Genomic DNA, 21,168 nt, shown 5'->3' on the forward strand with positions numbered 1-21,168 from the left:
TTGCTTACTGCTTCTAGCGAAGTGAGCAGGTATTTCACCACAAAGCCAAACATCTAGTTTCATTCAAAGAGTATACAGACACAGCGATCCTGTCTTTTTACTGCTCCGCAATTGTAGTTATGGTTTGGCTTTGCTACTTTAGTATTTCATAAGCGGAGTATAGCAAACGCATTTTAGCTTCGCGTTGGCAAACATTTGGAAGCATGGGAATCTGGAATAAACTTTTTGGCAGTACGGACAAGAATTCTGAAGAGGGCTTACAACCATCTGAAGTCAGGGTATCATTCCCTGAAGAAGTGTTTTCAACTATAGAATTTAACAAAGACGACCTACCAGGTATTGGAATTATTACGTCCTCCCTTAAGGACTTTGAACACAAACATATTTTTCCTTGGCATCTTTCAATTGTACTTCAATACAATGAACTCATTGAGAACGGTATGCCATCGATTCAGGAAAGAGAAGAAACAGATACATTTTGTGAGCATCTTGAAGAGTTATTGAAGGGTGAAAACCAAGATAAACCTAATGGTCTATTTATAGGTCGATTTACATGGAATGGTACCCGTGAAATGATATGGAAAATACACGATCCAGAAATTGCAGATAAAGAATTAAAGCAAATCATTGATTCAGGCAGTCATCCAAGACCGTTTGATTATAGAATGGAGGAAGATCCTGAATGGAAACTTTCAAAATGGCATTTGATGGAGTAAAATACGTTTGCCAACAAAACATAAAACCAATTTGCTCACCACCCTGTAGCAAAGTCAGCAGTAACTAGCCAGCAATTTATGCTTTCACTTTGTGGCGGCTTCATCAACGGGCGGACTTGGCATTGCAGGGCTCAAAAGCTTTTAAGGTTATTCATTCAAGTCAACTATTTGCCATCATCGGGCGGACCCTATTTTACCGACCCACTGGACTGGCTGTATAAGGACATCACTTTAATCAACATTCGGCCTTGGTGGAAACCGCATAAATTGCTTAGTTTAGCTTTTCATAGCTTACATCGGCAAACAGGTTTTATGTAGGCGTTACCAGCAATAATCGTATATGCACAGGATAATTCTTATTTCTATAGCATTGATGGCATCAACTCTCTGTAAATCGGATCCTTTCGGTTATGATCTAATTATTTCCTTTGAAGTTGAGACGGAAAATTTACGGATTATTCATTATCATAACTGGTCAGATTCTACAAGAGAAAGTAGATTTAAAATGATTTCTACAGATCAAAATCCATTTACACCAGAAAACAACTATGCCTATGTAATGGCCATAGACAAGAAATCTAGTGACACTTTATTTAAATCACCCTCTCCGGCTTTAACACATATTGAGGTTTCTGATGATGAACAATATATTATTGGTATCACTAACATCATGTTGTGGAATCCCTTTCAATTAGTTGCATATAATCTTAAAGGTGATGTAGTTTATAAAAGACATATTACCTCTATAGAAGCAAAACTGGATAGCGCAGATTTCAAATATTTTAAAAACAACTATTCAAAAGGGTTTAAACACTTACAAGAACTTGACAGAATACATCTATATAAAGGCTATTATTATATAGATTTTCTGAGTGCAAATATGCCAACGAAGATAAAAGAAGCTGGGAACTACCTTATAAAACTAAAAAGTAATAATCACCTATCCGATGATTTTAGTGAGACAACTTCAAATTATATTTTTTGGTATCAAGAAAGCGATCCTAAGCTGGAAATATGCTCCTTACCAAACAAATTAGATTATATCTCTCTATTAGACCCAGAAGGAAATAGGTTTTATCTGATGATTAAATAAAATAGCTGGTAACATAATATAAAAACCCATTTGCTCACCACCCTGTAGCCACGTTTGTGCCAAATAGTCCGCAATTTATGCTTGCTTTTAATAGAAGGCAAACAAGTTTGAAATTCTAAAATTTTGCAATTAATGAAGTGTATCAGTTTGTGGAAAGAGCATAAATTACTACTTTCAGTATTTCATAGCCAAGTAAAGCAAACGGGTTTTATACGGTCGTTAGGTAGCACTGCCTTCCCACTCAATCATAATGACAACTATCATTCAATATTTTTATTTTAGGTTTTTTAAATTTTCAAAAGCTTTGAGCTTTGGAGCGAGTAAACCTCAGTATAGAGCTGCATTTTGGGCGAGCACCTCGACTCTTTCTTATATGTTCTGTATTTACATTTACATTTTGAATCAGACACCAGTAAAGACACCTTGGCTAGTATATACAATCCCTATTGCAGTTTACATCTTATTTCTAATGTTCTTTCTAAGCCCCAAGAGATATAGAAGTGCGTTAAAGAGATTTAATGAATCCTTCGTTATCAGTATTCTGGGAAATTGGATAACTGCGATTTATATTCTAACATCATACGCTTTGAGTTTAAAAGCATTAGTTGAAAATTAGAAACGCTACCTAACATAGTATCAAAACCCATTTGCTCACCACCTTGTAGCAAATTGAGTGCTAAAGAGCCCGTAATTTATGCTTACGTTTCATAGCTGGCAAGCAAGGATACTGCGTTGGTCAAGTAAGGCGCCTAATTATTCTAATCTTTTGCAATTAATGAAGTGTATCAGTTTGCGGAGATAGCATAAATTACTACTTTCAGTATTTCATAGCCTAGTGTAACAAACGGGTTTTATACAGGCGCTACCTGTAATTCCCCATATAGCTAAGCCATTGACTTCACAAGCTAACGGTGATGCTAGAAATTGAAAGAATTAATAAAAAAAGTGAAATGATTGGGAGAAATTGATTTTCAACAACTTAAATAAACGTTAGTCAGAATTAAGTATTGGGAGATATTTACTTTGATAGCTAACGGATACAATAAATAATAGCAAATCATAAATTAAAAAATGTTATTTTCACCACCTAGGTAAAATGTAAATCAGAATAAATTAACCTTCAAAAAATGATAATAAGCAAAGTCATAAGCTATAAAAATGCTTGGCAAGATTTAATAAATGAACATCCGAATGAATTGGAGGAGGTATTAGAAGTACTGCCTCAATTTATAAGCAGTTATGTTTCAATGAGACAAGCAAATGAACGGACTTTTATTGGTCATAGGGATATTTGGAATGAGCTTCTTAAAGAAAAAGAATGGATAATATCGGATACATCTTTTTACCTAGAAGATGGACAGCGAATCTTTATCGGCAATTTAGGGCCAATTAAAAATGACGTTAGTGCCTATATTTCATTTGGACATATAGATTTTGCTAACAGGTGGCTTTTTCAGCAGACTACTTTAGCAGGTAAATATGACATAGCAAAAATACCTATTTTATTAGTACCTACTGCAGAATTTGGTGCTAGACATGAAGATAGATTCTTTAAAAGGTTGTCATTCGAACAATATCAAAAGCAAATCCTTCCTCTTACTCCTTTAAGTCACTCTTATCCTTTTTTAATACTTGGTTATACTGACCAAGGTCAATTATTTGAAACAGAAATTCATGAATTAGAATCTGACCCTCTAATTTCAAATGAAAATGTAGTAATTGATAGATGTATAGAATTTCCACCTGAATATTATCAAGCTGGTTTGAACATTCTAAATTACTTTGGCACCTATATCAGAGAACAATATCCTGACCAAGAGGCAAAAATTAAAATAGAACAGAAAGACAAAATTGTAAGACTCATCATTGAAACGGGTGATGGAGAAACAGAAGTTATCGAAAGAGCACTGCAGGAATATCAGCTTGTTATTACAGGACAGAAAACGCCAGAAGAAGTTACCAAAAATGAAAAATTGATATTAGAACTAAAAAACGAATTAAGATTAGCAAGGTATAGAGTAGAAACTCAGCAAGACATTATGCTAGTGCAAACAGGACAAATTGATAAATTAATGAATATACTAAGTGAAGGGTTAGCTAATAAAAGTCCAATTCATATTGATTTCAAACCTGTTATTACTTTAGATAATAAAGTTGTCAATAATCAAACCGTGACTTCTGTTATATCAGATATTAACGACTTAAAGTTGCTTCTTGGAACTTCAAGTCCAGAATACATAGAACTGCAAAATTTGGAGGGTTCTCTAACTGCAATAGAAAAAGAAACCGACTCTGAAATTGTGAAAAATTCGACTGCGATGCAGAAGTTGAGAAATTTTCTTAATTCAGTATCTGAAGGGAATGAACAATTAGCAAAAGTTCTTGAAACTACTGAAACTGGAATTGATATTATCAGGAGCCTTGCGGGCAAATATAATAGTATTGCAGAATGGTGTGGATTACCGCAAGTTCCTAGAGTTTTTATAAAATAAAATACAGGTAACACCACATATAGCTTATGGCGGGTGAAGCAGTAAAAGAAAATTTTGTACATTTAAGTAAGTGTGTTGAGGACAGACAAGAAGGCACCTCGAAAACCGCCACAAAGCCATATGCTTAGCGTTGGCAAACATTTGGAAGCATGGGAATCTGGAATAAACTTTTTGGCAGTACGGACAAGAATTCTGAAGAGGGCTTACAACCATCTGAAGTCAGGGTATCATTCCCTGAAGAAGTGTTTTCAACTATAGAATTTAACAAAGACGACCTACCAGGTATTGGAATTATTACGTCCTCCCTTAAGGACTTTGAACACAAACATATTTTTCCTTGGCATCTTTCAATTGTACTTCAATACAATGAACTCATTGAGAACGGTATGCCATCGATTCAGGAAAGAGAAGAAACAGATACATTTTGTGAGCATCTTGAAGAGTTATTGAAGGGTGAAAACCAAGATAAACCTAATGGTCTATTTATAGGTCGATTTACATGGAATGGTACCCGTGAAATGATATGGAAAATACACGATCCAGAAATTGCAGATAAAGAATTAAAGCAAATCATTGATTCAGGCAGTCATCCAAGACCGTTTGATTATAGAATGGAGGAAGATCCTGAATGGAAACTTTCAAAATGGCATTTGATGGAGTAAAATACGTTTGCCAACAAAACATAAAACCAATTTGCTCACCACCCTGTAGCAAAGTCAGCAGTAACTAGCCAGCAATTTATGCTTTCACTTTGTGGCGGCTTCATCAACGGGCGGACTTGGCATTGCAGGGCTCAAAAGCTTTTAAGGTTATTCATTCAAGTCAACTATTTGCCATCATCGGGCGGACCCTATTTTACCGACCCACTGGACTGGCTGTATAAGGACATCACTTTAATCAACATTCGGCCTTGGTGGAAACCGCATAAATTGCTTAGTTTAGCTTTTCATAGCTTACATCGGCAAACAGGTTTTATGTAGGCGTTGGGTTCCATAGTGTCCATTCAAATTCTATTACAGCATATAATGAAAAGTCTATCAGTCCTAATATTGTTAACGTGGTCACTAAATCTGTATGGTCAGCAGGATTCTGTTCCTGTTAAGGTTTCTGCAGTAAAAATTTTAAAAGAGTTTATTGAAATAATTCAGCAGAAAGACTACAAGAAAGCATATAGCTTTACAAGTGATCAATATTCAAGTAGCGTAATGACATTGCAAGAATTCACAAACTACTTTATTTCTTTAGATCAATATTATGGGGACCTGTTAGAATATTCAATCGTGGAAAAACATTTACCGGATAGCATGTCGACTTCAGCTAAATCCATTATGGCAGGAAGTCAAATGACTTTTGAGAATGTGACCTGTTTTAATACTTGGGAATTAAAGCTTACTGATAATAAGGACTTTAAAATATCGTATTTTACATTTGGTATAATTGAATATACAAACAGAGATGCATTTAATGCTATTACAACTAAAGAGATTGAATTGATAAACCAAAAAGAATTCGATTCAATTTACAACTCATCGCTTTGGCTGAAGCAATTTGAAGATTTAGATGAATTCAGAAAAAAAGGATTGAGATTTTTAGGAAAAAAACCACCGGGTTTAAAATTAAGCAGATTCGATATTTATACTTTTGACGCAACAACTAATATAGAATTATCTTATAAAAACAATTTATCCAAGAATGAAATTATCCTTGAATATTCAGAAGAAGCTGATTCTCTAAGATTCGAAACGATGAGGTTCTTTTTTGAAGATGATGTTCATGAATACGCAAAAATTGATAGTGTTTTTCACACAGAAACATATTTCGACTCGACCTTTCACTACAGTTTTAAATATCCAAATAACTGGCTAATTGCTGATACATCTGGAAGCGTTGTTCTTGTTGAAAAAATCAAAGAAGATATGATTTTTCCATCAATTGTTTTAATCTCGGCACAAGATTCAGTTTCATTAAAAGAAACTATCAAGTTACATGAAAAATCGCTCGAAGAAGCTAATGGCATCCAAGATTTACAACTTGAATCAAAGTCTGATTTAAAGTTTAAAGACTACGAAGCGTTAAGATACAAATACACAGGAAGAATAGGAATACCTCTTTTATTTATAGATATTTTATTTATTGAGGCTAATAATAAAATATATTCAGTCTCATCTATATGCTCGCTCGATAGGAAAATTATAAATCAGGCAAAAATCAAGAAAATAGAAGACTCTTTTACTATTAAAAAATAACGGAACCCAACATTCTGTCATAAATCATGGCTTTTCAGTAGGTTATTGCTACTTCTGCTCTTTGTAGATAGTCCGGCAATCCGCAGGATTGCCTTATTTGTAGAATTAAATTAATAAGCCAATCCTGCGGATTGCCTCGGTAGTTAACTGAAATTTTTATACTTTTAATCAGCCACGAATTTATACAGTGGCGTTAGGCTCAATTAAATGTCAGCAAAACTCATCATTATATTAACATTATTCTTTACAAGCTTCGAGTCACTCGGACAAGAGGTTCAAGTAAATTGTATCATACAGGTCAACAAAGAACTTGTAGAAGGACAGCTCGCGGACATTAAAATTTGGTTTTCCGACAACATGGAAAAAAAATATCAGGTTGGATATGTACCAGGCGAACTCAGCATTCCAAAAGAGGCATACCAAAGGCTGATAGACCAAAAGGATACGATTCAGGCAGTTCTAAATTTTGATTATTACAATTACGATAAAAAGAATCAGAGAGATATAGTAAATTGGTCGATAAAATTAACTGGTATTTTATTTAAGCAACCATATTTAATACTGGACATCTATGACTTTAGAGTTAGGAAGTACAGAAAAATGTATAGCTTTCATACCGATCAAAATTTCATCTATGAGTGGAATTTCCCTAACTCAGGAATGCTGATATCAAAATAAAAACTTATTTACACTTCAGTTAACCATGAGAAATAAAAAAATAAATATTCAGTCGTTGCCAATTGCTATGGAACAAGCAAATGAAATGTTTAACCATGCACTTCAAATTGACAAGGAAATTCAGAAATATCTTAATAAGGACAAAAATAACTCTCCACTAGGAAAAATGATTTCTGCCAATGTTTTGATTGGACTTTCAATTGAACTATATCTTAAAAGCTTGATGATAGCTGGGCGAAAGGATGGTGTAGTATTCGGTCACAACTTGACGGATTTATATAATGAAATACATCCTGTTTTAAAGATGGCAATAGAGACAGAATATGGAAAATGCAAAAAGTCTAAAAATGTGTTGATGGTGGAAATTGGTATAAAATCATCAAAGGGATTACCGCCTAAACCAGAAAAAGAACCTTTTGACGGAGTAGACTTTAAAGATTTCAATCAGTCTCTAGACACTATTTCTAACATTTTTGTAGAGTCTAGATATTATTTTGAGACAATCGGTTCAAGTGACTGGTCATTTATCAAATATGCTTTTGAATCTGCAAGATGTATCGCTATTGCGGTTAAAACAGTTTTAGAAAATTTTCGAGCGGGCATTTTTAAAGGTGAAATATGAGTTAAAATGAGCCTAACATCCTGTATAAATCATGGCTGTTCAGTAGGTAATTGTTCCTTTGGCTCTTCGTAGAAAGCCCGTCAATCCGCAGGATTGCCTTATTGGTGAAAATTAATTTAATAAGCCAATCCTGCGGATTGCCTCGGTAGTTAACTGAATTTTTTATACTTTTAATCAGCAACGAATTTATACAGTGGCGTTATAGCCAAATATATTTTCAATGAAACAAATTTGCTTAATTCTAACCTTCTTTACTTTAATTGCTTTTGGAGCTGTGGCTCAGGACTCGCCATGCTTTGAAAATAGTAATGGAGAATGGTGGCCAATTGAGCCTGAATTAGAATATAAATATTCTGAGGGCAAAGCGTCAAAGACTTCTTTGATACTAAATGATAGCATAAAATTTAATGGGAAATTCTATCTCATTAAAAGGGAAACCTATAAAAATGGAAAAGTAAAAGAAAGTTATTGGAGAACAGAAAACGGAGCAGTCTATCACTATAACAAAGAAGAAGGACATGAATCGAAAGATTTACCAGCTTCCCCTGAAGTTGGACAAGAGTGGAATAGTACTAAAAATGAATGGTCATATAAGATTATTAGTTTAACTAGTTCTTTCTCTACTCCGTTTTGCGATTTTAATGGTCTTTTAGAAGTAGAAACAAGGAGTTCTGAAAGAGAAGGAACTACTTATTCTTTATTCTACAAAAAAGGAGTAGGTTTTGTGGGACTCAATGTCAATGGAATTCCGTACACCCTAATCATGCCTAATGGTCAAATAAATGAAAAGGATTTTATGGCATATGGTTGTGAGAATTTAGAATCTGAACAAGAAATAAAAACTTGCACACAGCAAAAAATTCTTCAACACATACAGAATAATTTAAAATTCTCTAGAAAGTATGAAAAGGGGGAAATATTAGTAAATGTAATTATTGGCACTGATGGTAATGTAGAAAATACGGAGGTAATTAAAGCCATGCCTAATTCTGATAAACAACAAGCGGCAGTAATAAAAGTGATCAAATCTTTACCAAAATTTATTCCAGCCCAAGTCGATGATGATAAGCTCGTTAGGGTTTCCTTTGTAATTCCTATCAAGTTTTAAAATGGCTATAACATCACATAAAACCAATTTGCTCACCACCTTGTAGCAAAGTCAGCAGTAACTAGCCAGCAATTTATGCTTTCACTTTGTGGCAACTTTATCAACCGAGGACCGAGCATTGTAGGACTCACTAGCTTTTAAAGTCATTCAACCAACTCAACTATTTGCCATCATCGGGCGGACCATTTTTTACCGCCCCACTGGACATACTGTATGTGGACATCACTTTAATCAACAGTGAGCCTTGGTGGAAACCGCATAAATTGCTTAGTTTAGCTTTTCATAGCTTACATTGGCAAACAGGTTTTATGCGGGCGTTAGTAACAATCCTCACTATTGAGCAGACTATATAAAATATCAAAAAGTGACATTCTAAAGTCAAATAAGTACTTAATTAGGTATTTATATTTGCTACCAATATTATGTATTCTAGCTATACCTCTAGCTCATTACAGAAATGGCTGGAATTGGGAAAAAGCCGTAGAATATGCAGTTCCAGTAACGATTTCATCTTTCCTTGTATTAGGAGTTATTCCAAATCTAATAATGCATCTAACTCACTATTTCTCTAACAGAAATCTTTCAATCCTAATAGACTGTGAAGAAAAGAAAATTACAATTCAAAAAGACTTGAGATTTACTTACAAATTGAATGAACTAACTATTATTCTTAATACCCCAATTTATCATAAGAACAAAGTCGATAATAGAAATCGTTGGGAAACCCCATGGTCTAACTATTCATTTTTCACTTTAATAACACCTGATAACAAGGAATTTAATATAAGTTCAATTGTATTATCGCATTCAGAACTTCCGATTGAACCAACTGAAATAAAATATTCGCTCTGGCCCACCATTAAACCATGGTATGTCAACAGACAAATTGAAATCGACCGTAATCAAGAAATTTATAGAGAACAAATTAATAACTGGAAGCAAAAGTTTTCAGACTTGACTTCTGAAGAACTAAAATCTAAGCTTGGAAGACCAAAAGATTATGATGAACTACCAAAAATAGCAATGGAGGAACTCCTGAAAGAAAAAGTTACTAACATTTGCTTACTGCTTCTAGCAAAGTGAATAGGTAAATTGCTGCAAAGCCAAACGTCTATTTTATTTACATTTAGAACAAGTAGCCAGTATGTGTCTCTTCTTTTTTCTTTCAATAATTGTGGTTATGGTTTGGCTTCGCTACTTTAGTATTTCATCAGCGAAGTGTAGCAAACGCATTTTAGCTTCGCGTTACAGGCCATAGTAGCAATATGAGAATATTAATCATAATCACCCTCTTCATCACTTCTTTCAACTCTGCATCTGGACAGATAGTAAAAGCAGACCTTGAGCCTGTTGAGAAAGATTACTACGCTTGGATTACTTCTTTAAACGAGGGACCAATAGAATGGCTAACTGTATCTACTAATGACATAGATGCTAAAGCCTACCGAATAGTCATTACAACTTCAGAAATCTATAATAGTTTATATGTGGAGACTGTAGTTTTTGGCAATGAAGGCTGCTGTAAAAGAATAGTTGCAAAACATCAAATTGATCTGTACGACCTTTTTAGTAAATTGAAAATGAGTGGAGAAATTACGAATATTGAATTTACTAAGTGGCTAAACAATGGGGAGTTCGAAATGAACATTCAAGATCAAAGCTATTTATTGAGTATAGAGGAAGACCATGTAGAAGTCAGCCAAATCAACTAGAATAAACAGCCTGTAACATCACATAAAACCAATTTGCTCAGCACCTTGTAGGAAAGTCAGCAGTAATTAGCCAGCAATTTATGCTTTCACTTTGTGGCCACTTCATCAACGGGCGGACCGAGCATTGTAGAGCCAACTAGCATTTAAGGTTAATCCGTTAAGTCAAGTATCTGCTATCATCGGGCGGACAAGTTTTTACCGACCCACTGGACCTGCCTGCCGGCAGGCAGGCTTGCTGTATAAGGACATCACTTTAATCAACATTCTGCCTTGGTGGAAACCGCATAAATTGCTTAGTTTAGCTTTTCATAGCTTACATAGGCAAACAGGTTTTATGTAGGCGTTAGCGGTAATTCCCCATTTAGCTTAGCCATTGACTTCGCAAGCTAACGGGTGAGTAAAGAAATTGGAAGGATTAATGAAAATCAAATAAATGCAAACTATTGATTTTAAGCAGTTTATAAAACGTTATTTAGAATAAAGATTCAGAATTGAGATTTAAAAGAAAACAGCGGTTTGAGCACTATCCATCTACTTTGACTGGCAGATTACTGAAGAATAAATTCTTTTTAGCCTTTTTTGTAGTTTCAATAACAATTGTAGTGTATTCTGCCTTTAAAGATTCTAAGAATAGAAATGACTGGATAGCGACTAATAAAAATAACTGCCAAAGTTATAAGTCAGTCTATTTTCAAGGTCAAATTGACTCAACCTATGAAGATAAAGATAACAGGTATTTATTTACTGCCATTGTTGAATCACGGGATTCTATATTCTCAATCTCCTCATGGTATATTGACTATCCTGAAGCATATTTTAAAAAGGGGGATTATATTATAAAGGAAGCAAATGGCTTTATCTATAAAATAATAAGACCACAGCAATCAAGTGACACTATAAGAATCAAAAGTGATTTTGATTGTAACCGATGGGAAAAGCATCGTAAATAGAAAAAACCGCTAACATTCTGTCATAAATCATGGCTGTTAGTAGGTTATTGTTGCTTCAGCTCTTTGTAGAAAGCCCGTCAATCCGCAGAATTGCCTTATCTGGTGAAAATTAATTTAATAAGCCAATCCTGCGGATTGCCTCGGTAGTTAACGCAAATTTTTATACTTTTAATCAGCCACGAATTTATACAGTGGCGTTGTGTGAAATTGATCCCATAACAAATTTGAATGAATAGATTCATAGCACTTTTTCTTTTTGGCCTATTTGCATCTTGTTCAAATAATGAGCACTCAAAAAAAGCTGATGATAGTCTAAACCAGTCTGAAACTTTAGAGTCAAGTTCAAACATTGGAAATCTAAGTGAATTTCTTGCTAATCATAAGCCATATCGCAGTTACTTTCAGTTGAACATATTTAATGATTCAATAAATCATGTTGCAATAGTCAAAGAGACAAAAGATAAATCTCCCTGTTTATCTTTGTTCGATTCAGGCTGCTATTATTTAGAAATTTCAATTTATAATCAAACAAATAACAACTGGAGAATGAGAGAAACCATTTCTCTTCCAGATGCAGCAAATACTTTTATAACGACAGATTCCTCATTAAACCTGATCATCAATCAAAAATTCAGGCCATCTGGATTATCCTCTCAAGAAAACAGCCTAGGTTATGCTTTTAAAAATGACAATTACATTTTACAGAAAGCTAATTTTATAATAAATACAAAATCTAACGCTTCAGGTAGCCTAGACACAGACAATTGGAATTACTGCGTAAATATTGATTCCAAAATGGCAATTATTCAGAACACTAAGACAAGAATAGTTGAGCATGAAGGTGGTTCTAAAGATTTAGAATCAACAGATACAACATACAGTGTGCAAATCAAGCCAAACTTAAAGCTACAATTAGGACAGTCAATTAGTTTAGACTCGCTTTTATCTGAGAAAGACCTTATTCACTTCTATTAAAAACTTCACACAACAGTACATAAAACCAATTTGCTCAGCACCCTGTAGCAAAGTCAGTAGTAATTAGCCAGCAATTTATGCTTTCACTTCGCGGCAGCTTCATCAACGAGGGACTGACCATTGTAGGGCTCACTAGCTTTTCTAGTTATTCAGTCAACTCAAGTTTCTGCCATCATCGGCCGGACTGATTTTTACCGACCCACTGGACCTACCGTAGGTGGACAGTTTCACTTTAATCAACAGTGAGCCTTGGTGGAAACCGCATAAATTGCTTAGTTTAGCTTTTCATAGCTTACATTGGCAAACAGGTTTTATGTAGGCGATAGCGGTAATTAAATCGAAATGAAAGAAATAGAAAAATCTTGGATAGAAAAAGGCTATCGGTTTTTCGCCTACGAAGGACCTAGAGGACTTAAAGTAGAACGACTATCTAAAGAAGTTGGCAAGCATAAATCTTCCTTTTATCATTTATTTGCGGATTTAGAAATCTTTTTGGAAAGAGTACTGACTTTTCACTTACACCAAGCCAAAATTGTTGCTGCTAAGGAATCAAACTCTAAAAATGAAAAAGAACTAATAAAAGTTATTCTTGAACATAAACTTGACCTATTATTTAATCGACAATTAAGAATTCATAGAGAAAACCCAGATTTTGAAAATTGCTTCAATCTAACCAATCAGATTTCAATTCCTGCGATTCTTCCTATTTGGAAAAGAGTAATAGGCTTGTCAGAAAACAATTCATTAGCACAAATGGTGCTAATGCTCAGTTTAGAAAACTTTTATCTTCAAATTACAGATGAAACTCTGAATGAATCTTGGCTTGAGGAATACTTCGCAAGTATTCGTAATATGGTTTTACAGCTCAAGCAATAAGATAGAAAAATCCCATTGGACGGTAGCGTCTAAAATTTAACCATTAAGCTCTTTATTTTTACCGAAACAATAATCGTAATGGAAGTAGGTAAAAAGCAGAAATTCTTAAAAGGACTTTTAATAATCCAGACACTTGGACTATTAATATATACAGTTATCGCAATTCAGAATGATGGTGGAAATTTTTTAGCAAGAGCTATAGAATTTGCTACTTCCTTGACGTGGATGGGGCAATTTGCATTGGATTTTCAATGCTATTTGATACTTTCAGCATTATGGGTAGCTTGGAGAAACAATTTTTCAATTAATTCAATTGTAATTGCGATAGTAGCAATGATTCTAGGGATTATTATATTCGCACCGTATTTACTCTTTTTATTATCTAAAGAAAAGGGAGATTTGAAAAGAGTCTTAATTGGAAATAGATAAAAACTAACTCCAACTACGTATATAAAAAATAGCAGTTTAGGTGTTTACCTGAACCGCTTTTGTATTTAATTAATTATCTTATAGTCCAAAAGCTTAGTGTACATGAATCCGCTACTTTTCATATACAAGAACGTAGTGCGTATAAGATGACATTGGAAATGATAATAAGACAAGAAACAAAATATGATCATAAGGAAGTCTTTAGCGTAATTGAAAGTGCTTTTAAAGATGCTGAATTCGCAGACCACACTGAACAGTTTTTGGTCGAAAGATTAAGAAAATCAGACGCTTTCATTCCTGAACTATCAATGGTGGCGGAAATTAACGGACAAATAGTTGGCCATATTCTATTGACAAAACTTAAAATCAATAACGATTCTAATGAATTTGATTCATTGGCGTTGGCACCTGTTTCTGTCTTACCTGAATTTCAAGGAAATGGAATTGGTGGAAAACTAATACTGGAATCACACAAAAAAGCAAAAGAATTAGGGTATAGATCAATCGTTCTTTTAGGACATGAAAAATACTACCCAAGATTCGGTTATAAACAAGCGGATATATACGGAATACAATTGCCATTTGAAGTTCCGAAAGAGAATTGTATGGTAATTGAATTGGTTAAAAACGGACTGAAAGGAGGATATGGAAGGGTTGAATATCCTAAAGAATTTAACGAATAAAAAACCGATTAGATTCTCAATATGGAAAACATAAGATTGAGAAAAGCAACTAACAAAGAGAAGCTAATTGTAGTGGACATTGATTATAGGCTTGACAAGAACGAACACATCAAGCTGAACAGGGAAGAAAAAATCACCAAAGCAATATCACGTGACGAATGCTTTCTCATTTTATCAGATCATCAAGTGATTGGGTTCTTGATTTTTGATTACCGTTTTTTTGACCAAGGTTGGATAGAGTTGATAATCATAGATGAAAAATATAGAGGAAAAGGAATAGGTGGAAAAGTATTTGATTTGTTGTGTGAAAAATGTAGAACGGATAAGATATTTACTTCTACCAATAGTTCAAATACTCGAATGCAAAAAGCACTTACAAAAGCTAATTTTTCTTTTGCAGGTAAACTTAACGGATTAGATGATGGAGACCCAGAACTATTCTATTATAAAAAGCTTATTAAATCAAAAACTGATTGACATAAAAATAGCGCACAACAACTAAGCATTTGTTTCGTGTTTACAAGCCAAAATAGTGTATCCCTACTTCGTGAAACCTAATGATGAGCGTTGTACATTATAAGGCTAGGTCAAAAGGAGGTAGTTTAAAATTCTAAGGATATTACGTTGACTATATTCTCAAATCTTTAAACATTAAAAAAACAAAAAACCTCTGCCTATGGCTAGAGGTTTTTTGTTTACACACTTCTTCACTTCGTCTTACTACTCTATAACAAATTCAAAAGTGCCAAACTCTCCCCTTGCGTTCTGTTCCTGATAAATAATGGTGACTAAATAGGCTGAACCTGATTGAGAAACTGTGAACAGTCTGCCGTCCTGACGAATAAATTCATTTTCAGTCTCCACTGAGCTAAAGTCGAAGCTCCCACTGCCAGGCCACACTGGACTACCATTGGTGGTGGTATAGCTTTTATCGCTGATCGTTAGCGTAAAACCCTCGAAATCAGTAATCAATGTTCCATCTTTACGGACTTCATTGGCCGTCCAAGTGCCTTGAATGGCTTCCAATAATTCTTGCTGTGCTTCTTCTATAGGCGTTAGTGGCTCCTCTGAATTACAGGCCATTAGCAATAGCCCTATAGCCAAAAAACTCAATCCTGTGTATATTAATTTCATTTTCATTTTCGTATTATTTTTTAATAAATCTTTTAGGTGCATTCCCGTTTATTTTGAGTTGATAAACACCAGTTGGAAGCTGTGAAACCTCTATTACAGATGACTTACCTTCTAACTTTTGTTCTAACAACTGCTTTCCGCTTAAGTCATAGATGCTTAATTGAGTTGCATCCTCTGAGTGTTGCACTTGCAAGCTATTTATTGCTGGATTTGGATAAAAAGACCACTCCGCTTGCCCTTCTTCAATATTTGCAGTTACTCCACCTACTGTGAAAGTTTCGCTTAGGCTACATCCGTTTTCATCAGTTACCGTTAGGCTATATTCGCCAATTTCTAGCTCCGTCAAACTTGCCGTTGCTGCCCCATTCGACCATGCATAGGTGTACTGGCCTGTCCCTCCCGTTACTGTTATGCTTATGCTTCCGTTTCCGAATATACTCGTGCTGTTCTCTACTTCTGCTGTAATCGCTAGCGCTTCAGGAGCAATCAGTTCCACCGAAACTATAGCGCTACATCCATTTGCATCCATAATAGTTACTTCATAGGTTCCTGCGCTCATATTTTGAAATAGATTTTCACTTTGTGAGCTGCCTTCCATTTCATAAGTAAAAGGTGCTTTTCCTCCACTAACCGTAAGTTCAAAACTACCATCTGATGCATCCGCACATGAAATAGGCTGTATGATTGAGGCTGATGCAGAGAAACTTTCGCATGCTGAAATCACTTTAAAACTCATGGTCGCTGAAGCTTCCATATAATTCTGATTGCCTGCCTGGCTTGCTACTACTTCTACAGTGCCAAGGTCTGTGAATGTAAGGGTGTTACCGCTTAGGGTAGCTGGGCCCGAACTGACCTCAAAGGTTACTTCCAAATTAGCATTTGAAGTGGCTATTACTTCCACGCTCTGATCTTCAAGTAGCTGATCTTCTAATTGCTCAAAGGTAATCGTTTGTGCTGCTTTATTCACGATCAGCTCTTGCTGTACTGGTGCAGCCGCATTGAAGTCATTATTACCTTCTTGGGAGGCGGTAATGATGGTGCTCCCTGCCCCTACAATCGTTAGCATATTTCCATCTACAGTGGCTACCGAAGTATTTGAGCTTGCATAGGAAACTGTGAGATTGGAACTGCTTGTTGCCGTCAGCTCAAAAGCTGTATCTCCAAATGTTTTGGCTGCTAAGGCGTCAAAAGTGATGGTCTGATCTGTTTTTGTGTTAACCGTGGTGAAATTCCAATCGCTCTTGTTTTGTAGCCCGATAAAAGATTCAGCATTGAATGAACTCCTTAAGCTTCCCGCTCCTTCTAGGACCACATAGTACTGAGTACTGTTGTCAAAATCTGAAGCAGGATTAACCGTGATGATCCCGTTTAGGAAGGTGCCGGCTCCTTCTCCCATATCTAGGGCAGCAAGGTCGAAAGACGCAAAGATGTTATTTGAAGCAAAGTCTTTGATGACCAACTGTACCGCACCATCCACGTACATATCCTCATCAAGATCTAAGGTAAGTGAAGCATCAATTGCTATGTCAGTTGCATCGTCTGCTGGGGACAATGCTTCAATCAATGGTCTAGCATTGGCAGTAAAGTCAAGCTCCCCAATCCCTATGCCGGCAAAAGGATTTCCGGCCAAATCTTCATAAGCACCTTCTGAAACTAAAATGTAATAAGCAGTAGATGGAACTAAATCAGTATTGAAATCCCAGGTAATTCTAAAATCTGCCGGTTGTCCGAGACGCGTATCATTTATTCCAGTTGGGATGGATTCTACCAATGTCCCATCAGCGAGATAGAGTTCAATAGTTCCAGCCGCTTGTTGCACTGCTTCATTGAATACTATACCTCCTCCTCCACTTAATGGCGCAAATGTGCCTTCATCGGATGGTGAAGTAGAATTTACTACCGGAGGCGAAACATCATTATTACATGTAGTAGAAAAGCTGACCCCTGCATCTACATTCCCAGAAAAATTAGTTTCAAAATGAGTGACATCATCAACATTAATACATGTAAGGTTAGCATTGCCCCTCGCATTAAATGAGCTAATATTAGAATTATTCCCATTTTTAACGGTTAGTGAAGACAAGTTACAATTAGCTACATTTATCGTTCTTAAATTAACATTAGATGAAAGGTCTAACTCGGTAATGGAGGTTCCATTAGCATCTACAATTTGAACATCTACCATATCGCTAATATCAAGCATTGTTAAATTGGTGTTCCCATTTATCAGGAAACGATCAAAAACATTAGTACCTGTAAAATCTACCGTTGTAAGGTCATTTATATTAAGAAAAAGATAAGTAGAAATACTAGAGTTAGTAATACTAACATTTGTTAGTGCATTATAGCCCAACTCCACACTTGTAAGATTTATTGCACCGTCAAGTTCAAAGCTAGTTAGTGCGCACTCACGTGCGTTTATCCTCTCTATTGTACTGCTAGAAGCGGACAAATTTAAGGCAGACAATGAAGCGTTTGCTCTCGCAAAGACCGTGATAAGATTAGCATGATTGGATAGGTCTAGAGTCGATAAATCATTATAATTCACATTTATATCCGTCAATAGCAGGTTATTGCTAAGGTCAAGGTTGCTTAAGTTATTATTGTTTACATACAATTCAGTTAAGTTGGGGAAAGCTTCGATACCCGTTAAATCATTAATCCCCAAATTTCCGGCAGAAATTTGCCCAGTAAACGCCTCTGCCTCAGACACCTGAATTTCTGTATCACCGTTAGTATTAATGGAATTATTTCCCACCAGATACGACTTAAAATTAGCATCAGGGATATTAACAATAGCAGGAGGATCAGCGGTGACGAAGTTATATACCATACTCAAAGTCCAGCTATCCAGAAAATTACCTGCATCATCAGTAATGGAATTACTGAATCCAGTAAACTGAAGATAATGCATGGTACCGGACTGCATCTCTGGTATTCCCGACAGGGTAATAGTATTTCCACTAACGGTCAAATCAGGAGCATTGCTTACCGCCCATTGTTTAACAATTGGATCCCCTACACTCGACTCGCGCAGGGTAAAAGTTCCTGTAATGCCTCTATTCACTGGCTCAGTCATAGTCAGGACAATAGTTCCCAAATTCACGTCCACATTATTGGATGATTTCACCGGCACGGCTGAGTCGATTGTCGGTTTCGTAACATCTGGCGCAGCTGTAGTAAAAACCCAGTCTCCCTCGGGAGTGGTAGCTATCTCATTACCTGCTGCATTTTGAATATTAGCTAATCTAATGTTGTAGGTTTTTGAGTTTTCAAGTCTACCTTCTGGGAATGTAAATGTAAGTACATTATCTACCCAGCTCACATTTGCATCATTCTCTCTGTAGAAATATGGAGTTTCTCCATCCAACAATAGAACGATAATTTCGCCTCCTTCCAATATAATATTCTGATCAAAAGTAACTGTAAATGTTTGGTTTAATGGAACATTATTAGTGGTAGTTGCCGGGGTTTTAGTTAGAATAGCAGGCGGGGGATTGTCTGAGGAGGTTGTGAAAGCCCAGCTAGTGGTATTATCTAAGTTTGTAATACCATTACCAGCTATATCTTTGATGGCATTATCATCAATTGAGATGTAACAAGCAGTACCTACGGGAAGGTTATCCCTATTAAATGAAATAGCGTTATTAGTGACAGATAAAAAGCCATTTGTTATAGATTGAGTACTGTATGAAATAACAGTTATTTGTGTATCATCACTTTGCCTTTTTATTCTAATATAACCTGAATTCGTACTTGTAGGTGCCTGGATGTCCTCGTTAAAAGTTATCGTAAATAATTCATCTGCAGGCACGTCTAGTGCACCAGCTGATGGATTTCTACTAGATACAGTTGGTGGCGTAACGTCACCTCCCGCACCAGTTGTAAAAGTCCACTCACCAGCGGGTATATTTGGAATTCCATTACCGTCTGCATCAATATAAGTAGTAAGCGCACCTGTTACTCTCACTTGATAAGTAGTATTAGGGTCTAAAGCCGGTAAGTTATTGATGTGCATATCCAGTCCATCAAATTCTATATCTGGGTCGGATCCATCCATAACATAAAGCTTTATCCAGCTTCCATCTTTATCAATCCATACATTTCCACCCGTGCCATTCGGATCGAAGAATATTGGCTCTGAAAAGGTAACCGTAACGCTATTAATGGAGGTAGAAAGCCCCGTTGCATTGTTTGCAGGAGTTAAGTTAGTGATAGTAGGCGGTATAGTGGTGGTGAATTGATAGGTATTTAAAGTGAGTTCTGGTGTCGGGTTATCAGCTAAATCCTTTCCTACGCCTTCCGGAAGGTAAAGTGAATATGTAGTTCCGGGATTTAAAGTGGTTGACGTTAATGAAAACCTTAGTTCTCCATTACCGATGTAGGGAGTTAAAGAGGCCACAAGGTTATTAGCCGCATCACGCAACTCTGCTTGTCCTGTGCCTACAGAAATTTGCTCATCATAGTCAATGCCAATAAAAGTTTGAGTTAATCTAATATTTTGCGCACCGTTTACTGGAATAAAATCAACTATTTCCGGAGGCCTTGTATCACCCACTCCTGTAGTGAAAGAATAGCTTTTATCTGTGATACCCGCATAATCATTATTACTATCATCTTTAATCACACCGGCAGGCATGTGTACATAATATTGCGTACTGCTAGTCAATGCCGTTAGGGGAACAGTGACGGTAGTTCTGGGTAGAGGACTAATATTTTGTGAAAAAGTAGCAGCGCCTATGGCTATGGATTCTATAACCACATTATCACTAAACCTTCTTAATTCAATATTACCAGTACCGGCAACCACTACCTCATCGAATGTTAAAGAAATTTGTGTAGTAGATGGTGAAACATTAGGATCAGAAGCAACAGGAATTTTTCTTGTTAAGCTAGGGTTGATATTGTCAGCTCCAGTGGAAAATGTAACGAGCGAGCCATCATTAGGACTCCACCCTCCTCTTATTCTTGTGTTCTCGTCATACACACCCACTACATTTGCGAAGTTAATGTTGTCAAATCCTGTAGCAATAAGCTCGTAAGTGGTAAACGGATCTAATTGACTTGCTAGGTTAGCAGTACTAAGGCCCAAAAAAGGTGTCATCGTTAAAGACCTAGTATCATTATCATAATTGAAAGTAGTGATATTAGTGGCATTATCTGATCTTCTCAAATAAACTTGATCCAAATTAGATGGTATCAGAGATACTTGATAAGGCTGTTGCCATTGGAAATGAAAAGATCCAGGCTGAACACTAACATTGGTAGCATTATCAGCTGGAGTGGAGGAACTAGGAGCCTGCGCTGAAGCAAAATGTATTACAGAAATAAATAAGGCCGTAAGTAATAGTCTAAAATGTGTAAATAGTTTTCCCATAACAGTAAGATTTTAACGTCTTGCTAATGTCTTACTAAAATAGGCTCAATTCAATCGGGTATTTTCACAGATTTACT

The 21,168-nt window shown here is 35.8% G+C and carries 18 protein-coding genes; 16 read left to right on the forward strand and 2 right to left on the reverse strand.

Translation table 11 applies throughout. From position 1 onward, the window contains the following. Positions 1-203 precede the first annotated feature (203 nt). The 16 genes from QYS47_RS01140 (at position 204) to QYS47_RS01215 (ending at position 15,057) form a co-directional block, all read left to right on the forward strand. Positions 204-716 carry a DUF695 domain-containing protein gene (locus QYS47_RS01140; protein ID WP_302128511.1) on the forward strand — a complete coding sequence of 171 codons (513 nt, stop codon included), beginning with the start codon at positions 204-206 and terminating at the stop codon, positions 714-716. Positions 717-1,089: 373 nt separating this feature from the next. Further along, the gene (locus tag QYS47_RS01145; protein ID WP_322347408.1) at positions 1,090-1,809 is read left to right on the forward strand and encodes a hypothetical protein; all 720 of its coding nucleotides are present in this window, start codon (positions 1,090-1,092) and stop codon (positions 1,807-1,809) included. Positions 1,810-2,936: 1,127 nt separating this feature from the next. Then, positions 2,937-4,301 carry a hypothetical protein gene (locus QYS47_RS01150; RefSeq protein ID WP_322347409.1) on the forward strand — a complete coding sequence of 455 codons (1,365 nt, stop codon included), beginning with the start codon at positions 2,937-2,939 and terminating at the stop codon, positions 4,299-4,301. A 149-nt stretch (positions 4,302-4,450) separates the two neighbouring features. After that, a complete protein-coding gene (locus QYS47_RS01155) occupies positions 4,451-4,963 on the forward strand; it encodes a DUF695 domain-containing protein (protein WP_302128511.1) in 513 nt (170 codons plus the stop codon). A gap of 363 nt (positions 4,964-5,326) precedes the next feature. Then, positions 5,327-6,547 carry a hypothetical protein gene (locus tag QYS47_RS01160; protein WP_322347410.1) on the forward strand — a complete coding sequence of 407 codons (1,221 nt, stop codon included), beginning with the start codon at positions 5,327-5,329 and terminating at the stop codon, positions 6,545-6,547. Between the two features lie 207 nt (positions 6,548-6,754). Beyond that, on the forward strand, positions 6,755-7,225 hold the full coding sequence (locus QYS47_RS01165; protein ID WP_322347411.1) for a hypothetical protein: 471 nt from the start codon (positions 6,755-6,757) through the stop codon (positions 7,223-7,225). Between the two features lie 25 nt (positions 7,226-7,250). Beyond that, positions 7,251-7,847 (forward strand): hypothetical protein, encoded by a 597-nt coding sequence (locus QYS47_RS01170; RefSeq protein ID WP_322347412.1) that lies wholly within the window; start codon positions 7,251-7,253, stop codon positions 7,845-7,847. A gap of 220 nt (positions 7,848-8,067) precedes the next feature. After that, a complete protein-coding gene (locus tag QYS47_RS01175) occupies positions 8,068-8,955 on the forward strand; it encodes an energy transducer TonB family protein (RefSeq protein WP_322347413.1) in 888 nt (295 codons plus the stop codon). Positions 8,956-9,363: 408 nt separating this feature from the next. Continuing rightward, entirely contained in the window at positions 9,364-10,038 is a 675-nt protein-coding gene (locus QYS47_RS01180; protein ID WP_302128501.1) for a hypothetical protein, read from the forward strand. Positions 10,039-10,220: 182 nt separating this feature from the next. Continuing rightward, positions 10,221-10,667: a hypothetical protein gene (locus QYS47_RS01185; RefSeq protein WP_302128500.1), complete on the forward strand. Its 447-nt coding sequence runs from the start codon at positions 10,221-10,223 to the stop codon at positions 10,665-10,667. A 491-nt stretch (positions 10,668-11,158) separates the two neighbouring features. Then, positions 11,159-11,617: a hypothetical protein gene (locus QYS47_RS01190; protein WP_322347414.1), complete on the forward strand. Its 459-nt coding sequence runs from the start codon at positions 11,159-11,161 to the stop codon at positions 11,615-11,617. A 228-nt stretch (positions 11,618-11,845) separates the two neighbouring features. Next, complete coding sequence (locus QYS47_RS01195) at positions 11,846-12,592, forward strand: hypothetical protein (protein ID WP_322347415.1); 747 nt, start codon at positions 11,846-11,848, stop codon at positions 12,590-12,592. Positions 12,593-12,934: 342 nt separating this feature from the next. Further along, positions 12,935-13,468, forward strand: coding sequence for a TetR/AcrR family transcriptional regulator (locus tag QYS47_RS01200; protein WP_322347416.1), 534 nt, complete (start codon positions 12,935-12,937; stop codon positions 13,466-13,468). 78 nt (positions 13,469-13,546) lie between these two features. After that, entirely contained in the window at positions 13,547-13,897 is a 351-nt protein-coding gene (locus QYS47_RS01205) for a hypothetical protein (protein ID WP_322347417.1), read from the forward strand. Positions 13,898-14,055: 158 nt separating this feature from the next. After that, positions 14,056-14,580 carry a GNAT family N-acetyltransferase gene (locus QYS47_RS01210; RefSeq protein WP_322347418.1) on the forward strand — a complete coding sequence of 175 codons (525 nt, stop codon included), beginning with the start codon at positions 14,056-14,058 and terminating at the stop codon, positions 14,578-14,580. Between the two features lie 21 nt (positions 14,581-14,601). Continuing rightward, the gene (locus QYS47_RS01215; RefSeq protein ID WP_302102756.1) at positions 14,602-15,057 is read left to right on the forward strand and encodes a GNAT family N-acetyltransferase; all 456 of its coding nucleotides are present in this window, start codon (positions 14,602-14,604) and stop codon (positions 15,055-15,057) included. 243 nt (positions 15,058-15,300) lie between these two features. Here the strand turns inward: QYS47_RS01215 and QYS47_RS01220 are convergent, their stop codons facing one another. Together QYS47_RS01220 and QYS47_RS01225 are read right to left on the reverse strand one after the other, a co-directional pair. After that, positions 15,301-15,714: a hypothetical protein gene (locus QYS47_RS01220; protein WP_322347419.1), complete on the reverse strand. Its 414-nt coding sequence runs from the start codon at positions 15,712-15,714 to the stop codon at positions 15,301-15,303. Positions 15,715-15,727: 13 nt separating this feature from the next. After that, a complete protein-coding gene (locus QYS47_RS01225; protein ID WP_322347420.1) occupies positions 15,728-21,091 on the reverse strand; it encodes an Ig-like domain-containing protein in 5,364 nt (1,787 codons plus the stop codon). Positions 21,092-21,168: the final 77 nt, after the last annotated feature.

The sequence above is a fragment of the Marivirga arenosa genome (genome assembly GCF_030503875.2).
Taxonomy (GTDB): domain Bacteria; phylum Bacteroidota; class Bacteroidia; order Cytophagales; family Cyclobacteriaceae; genus Marivirga; species Marivirga arenosa.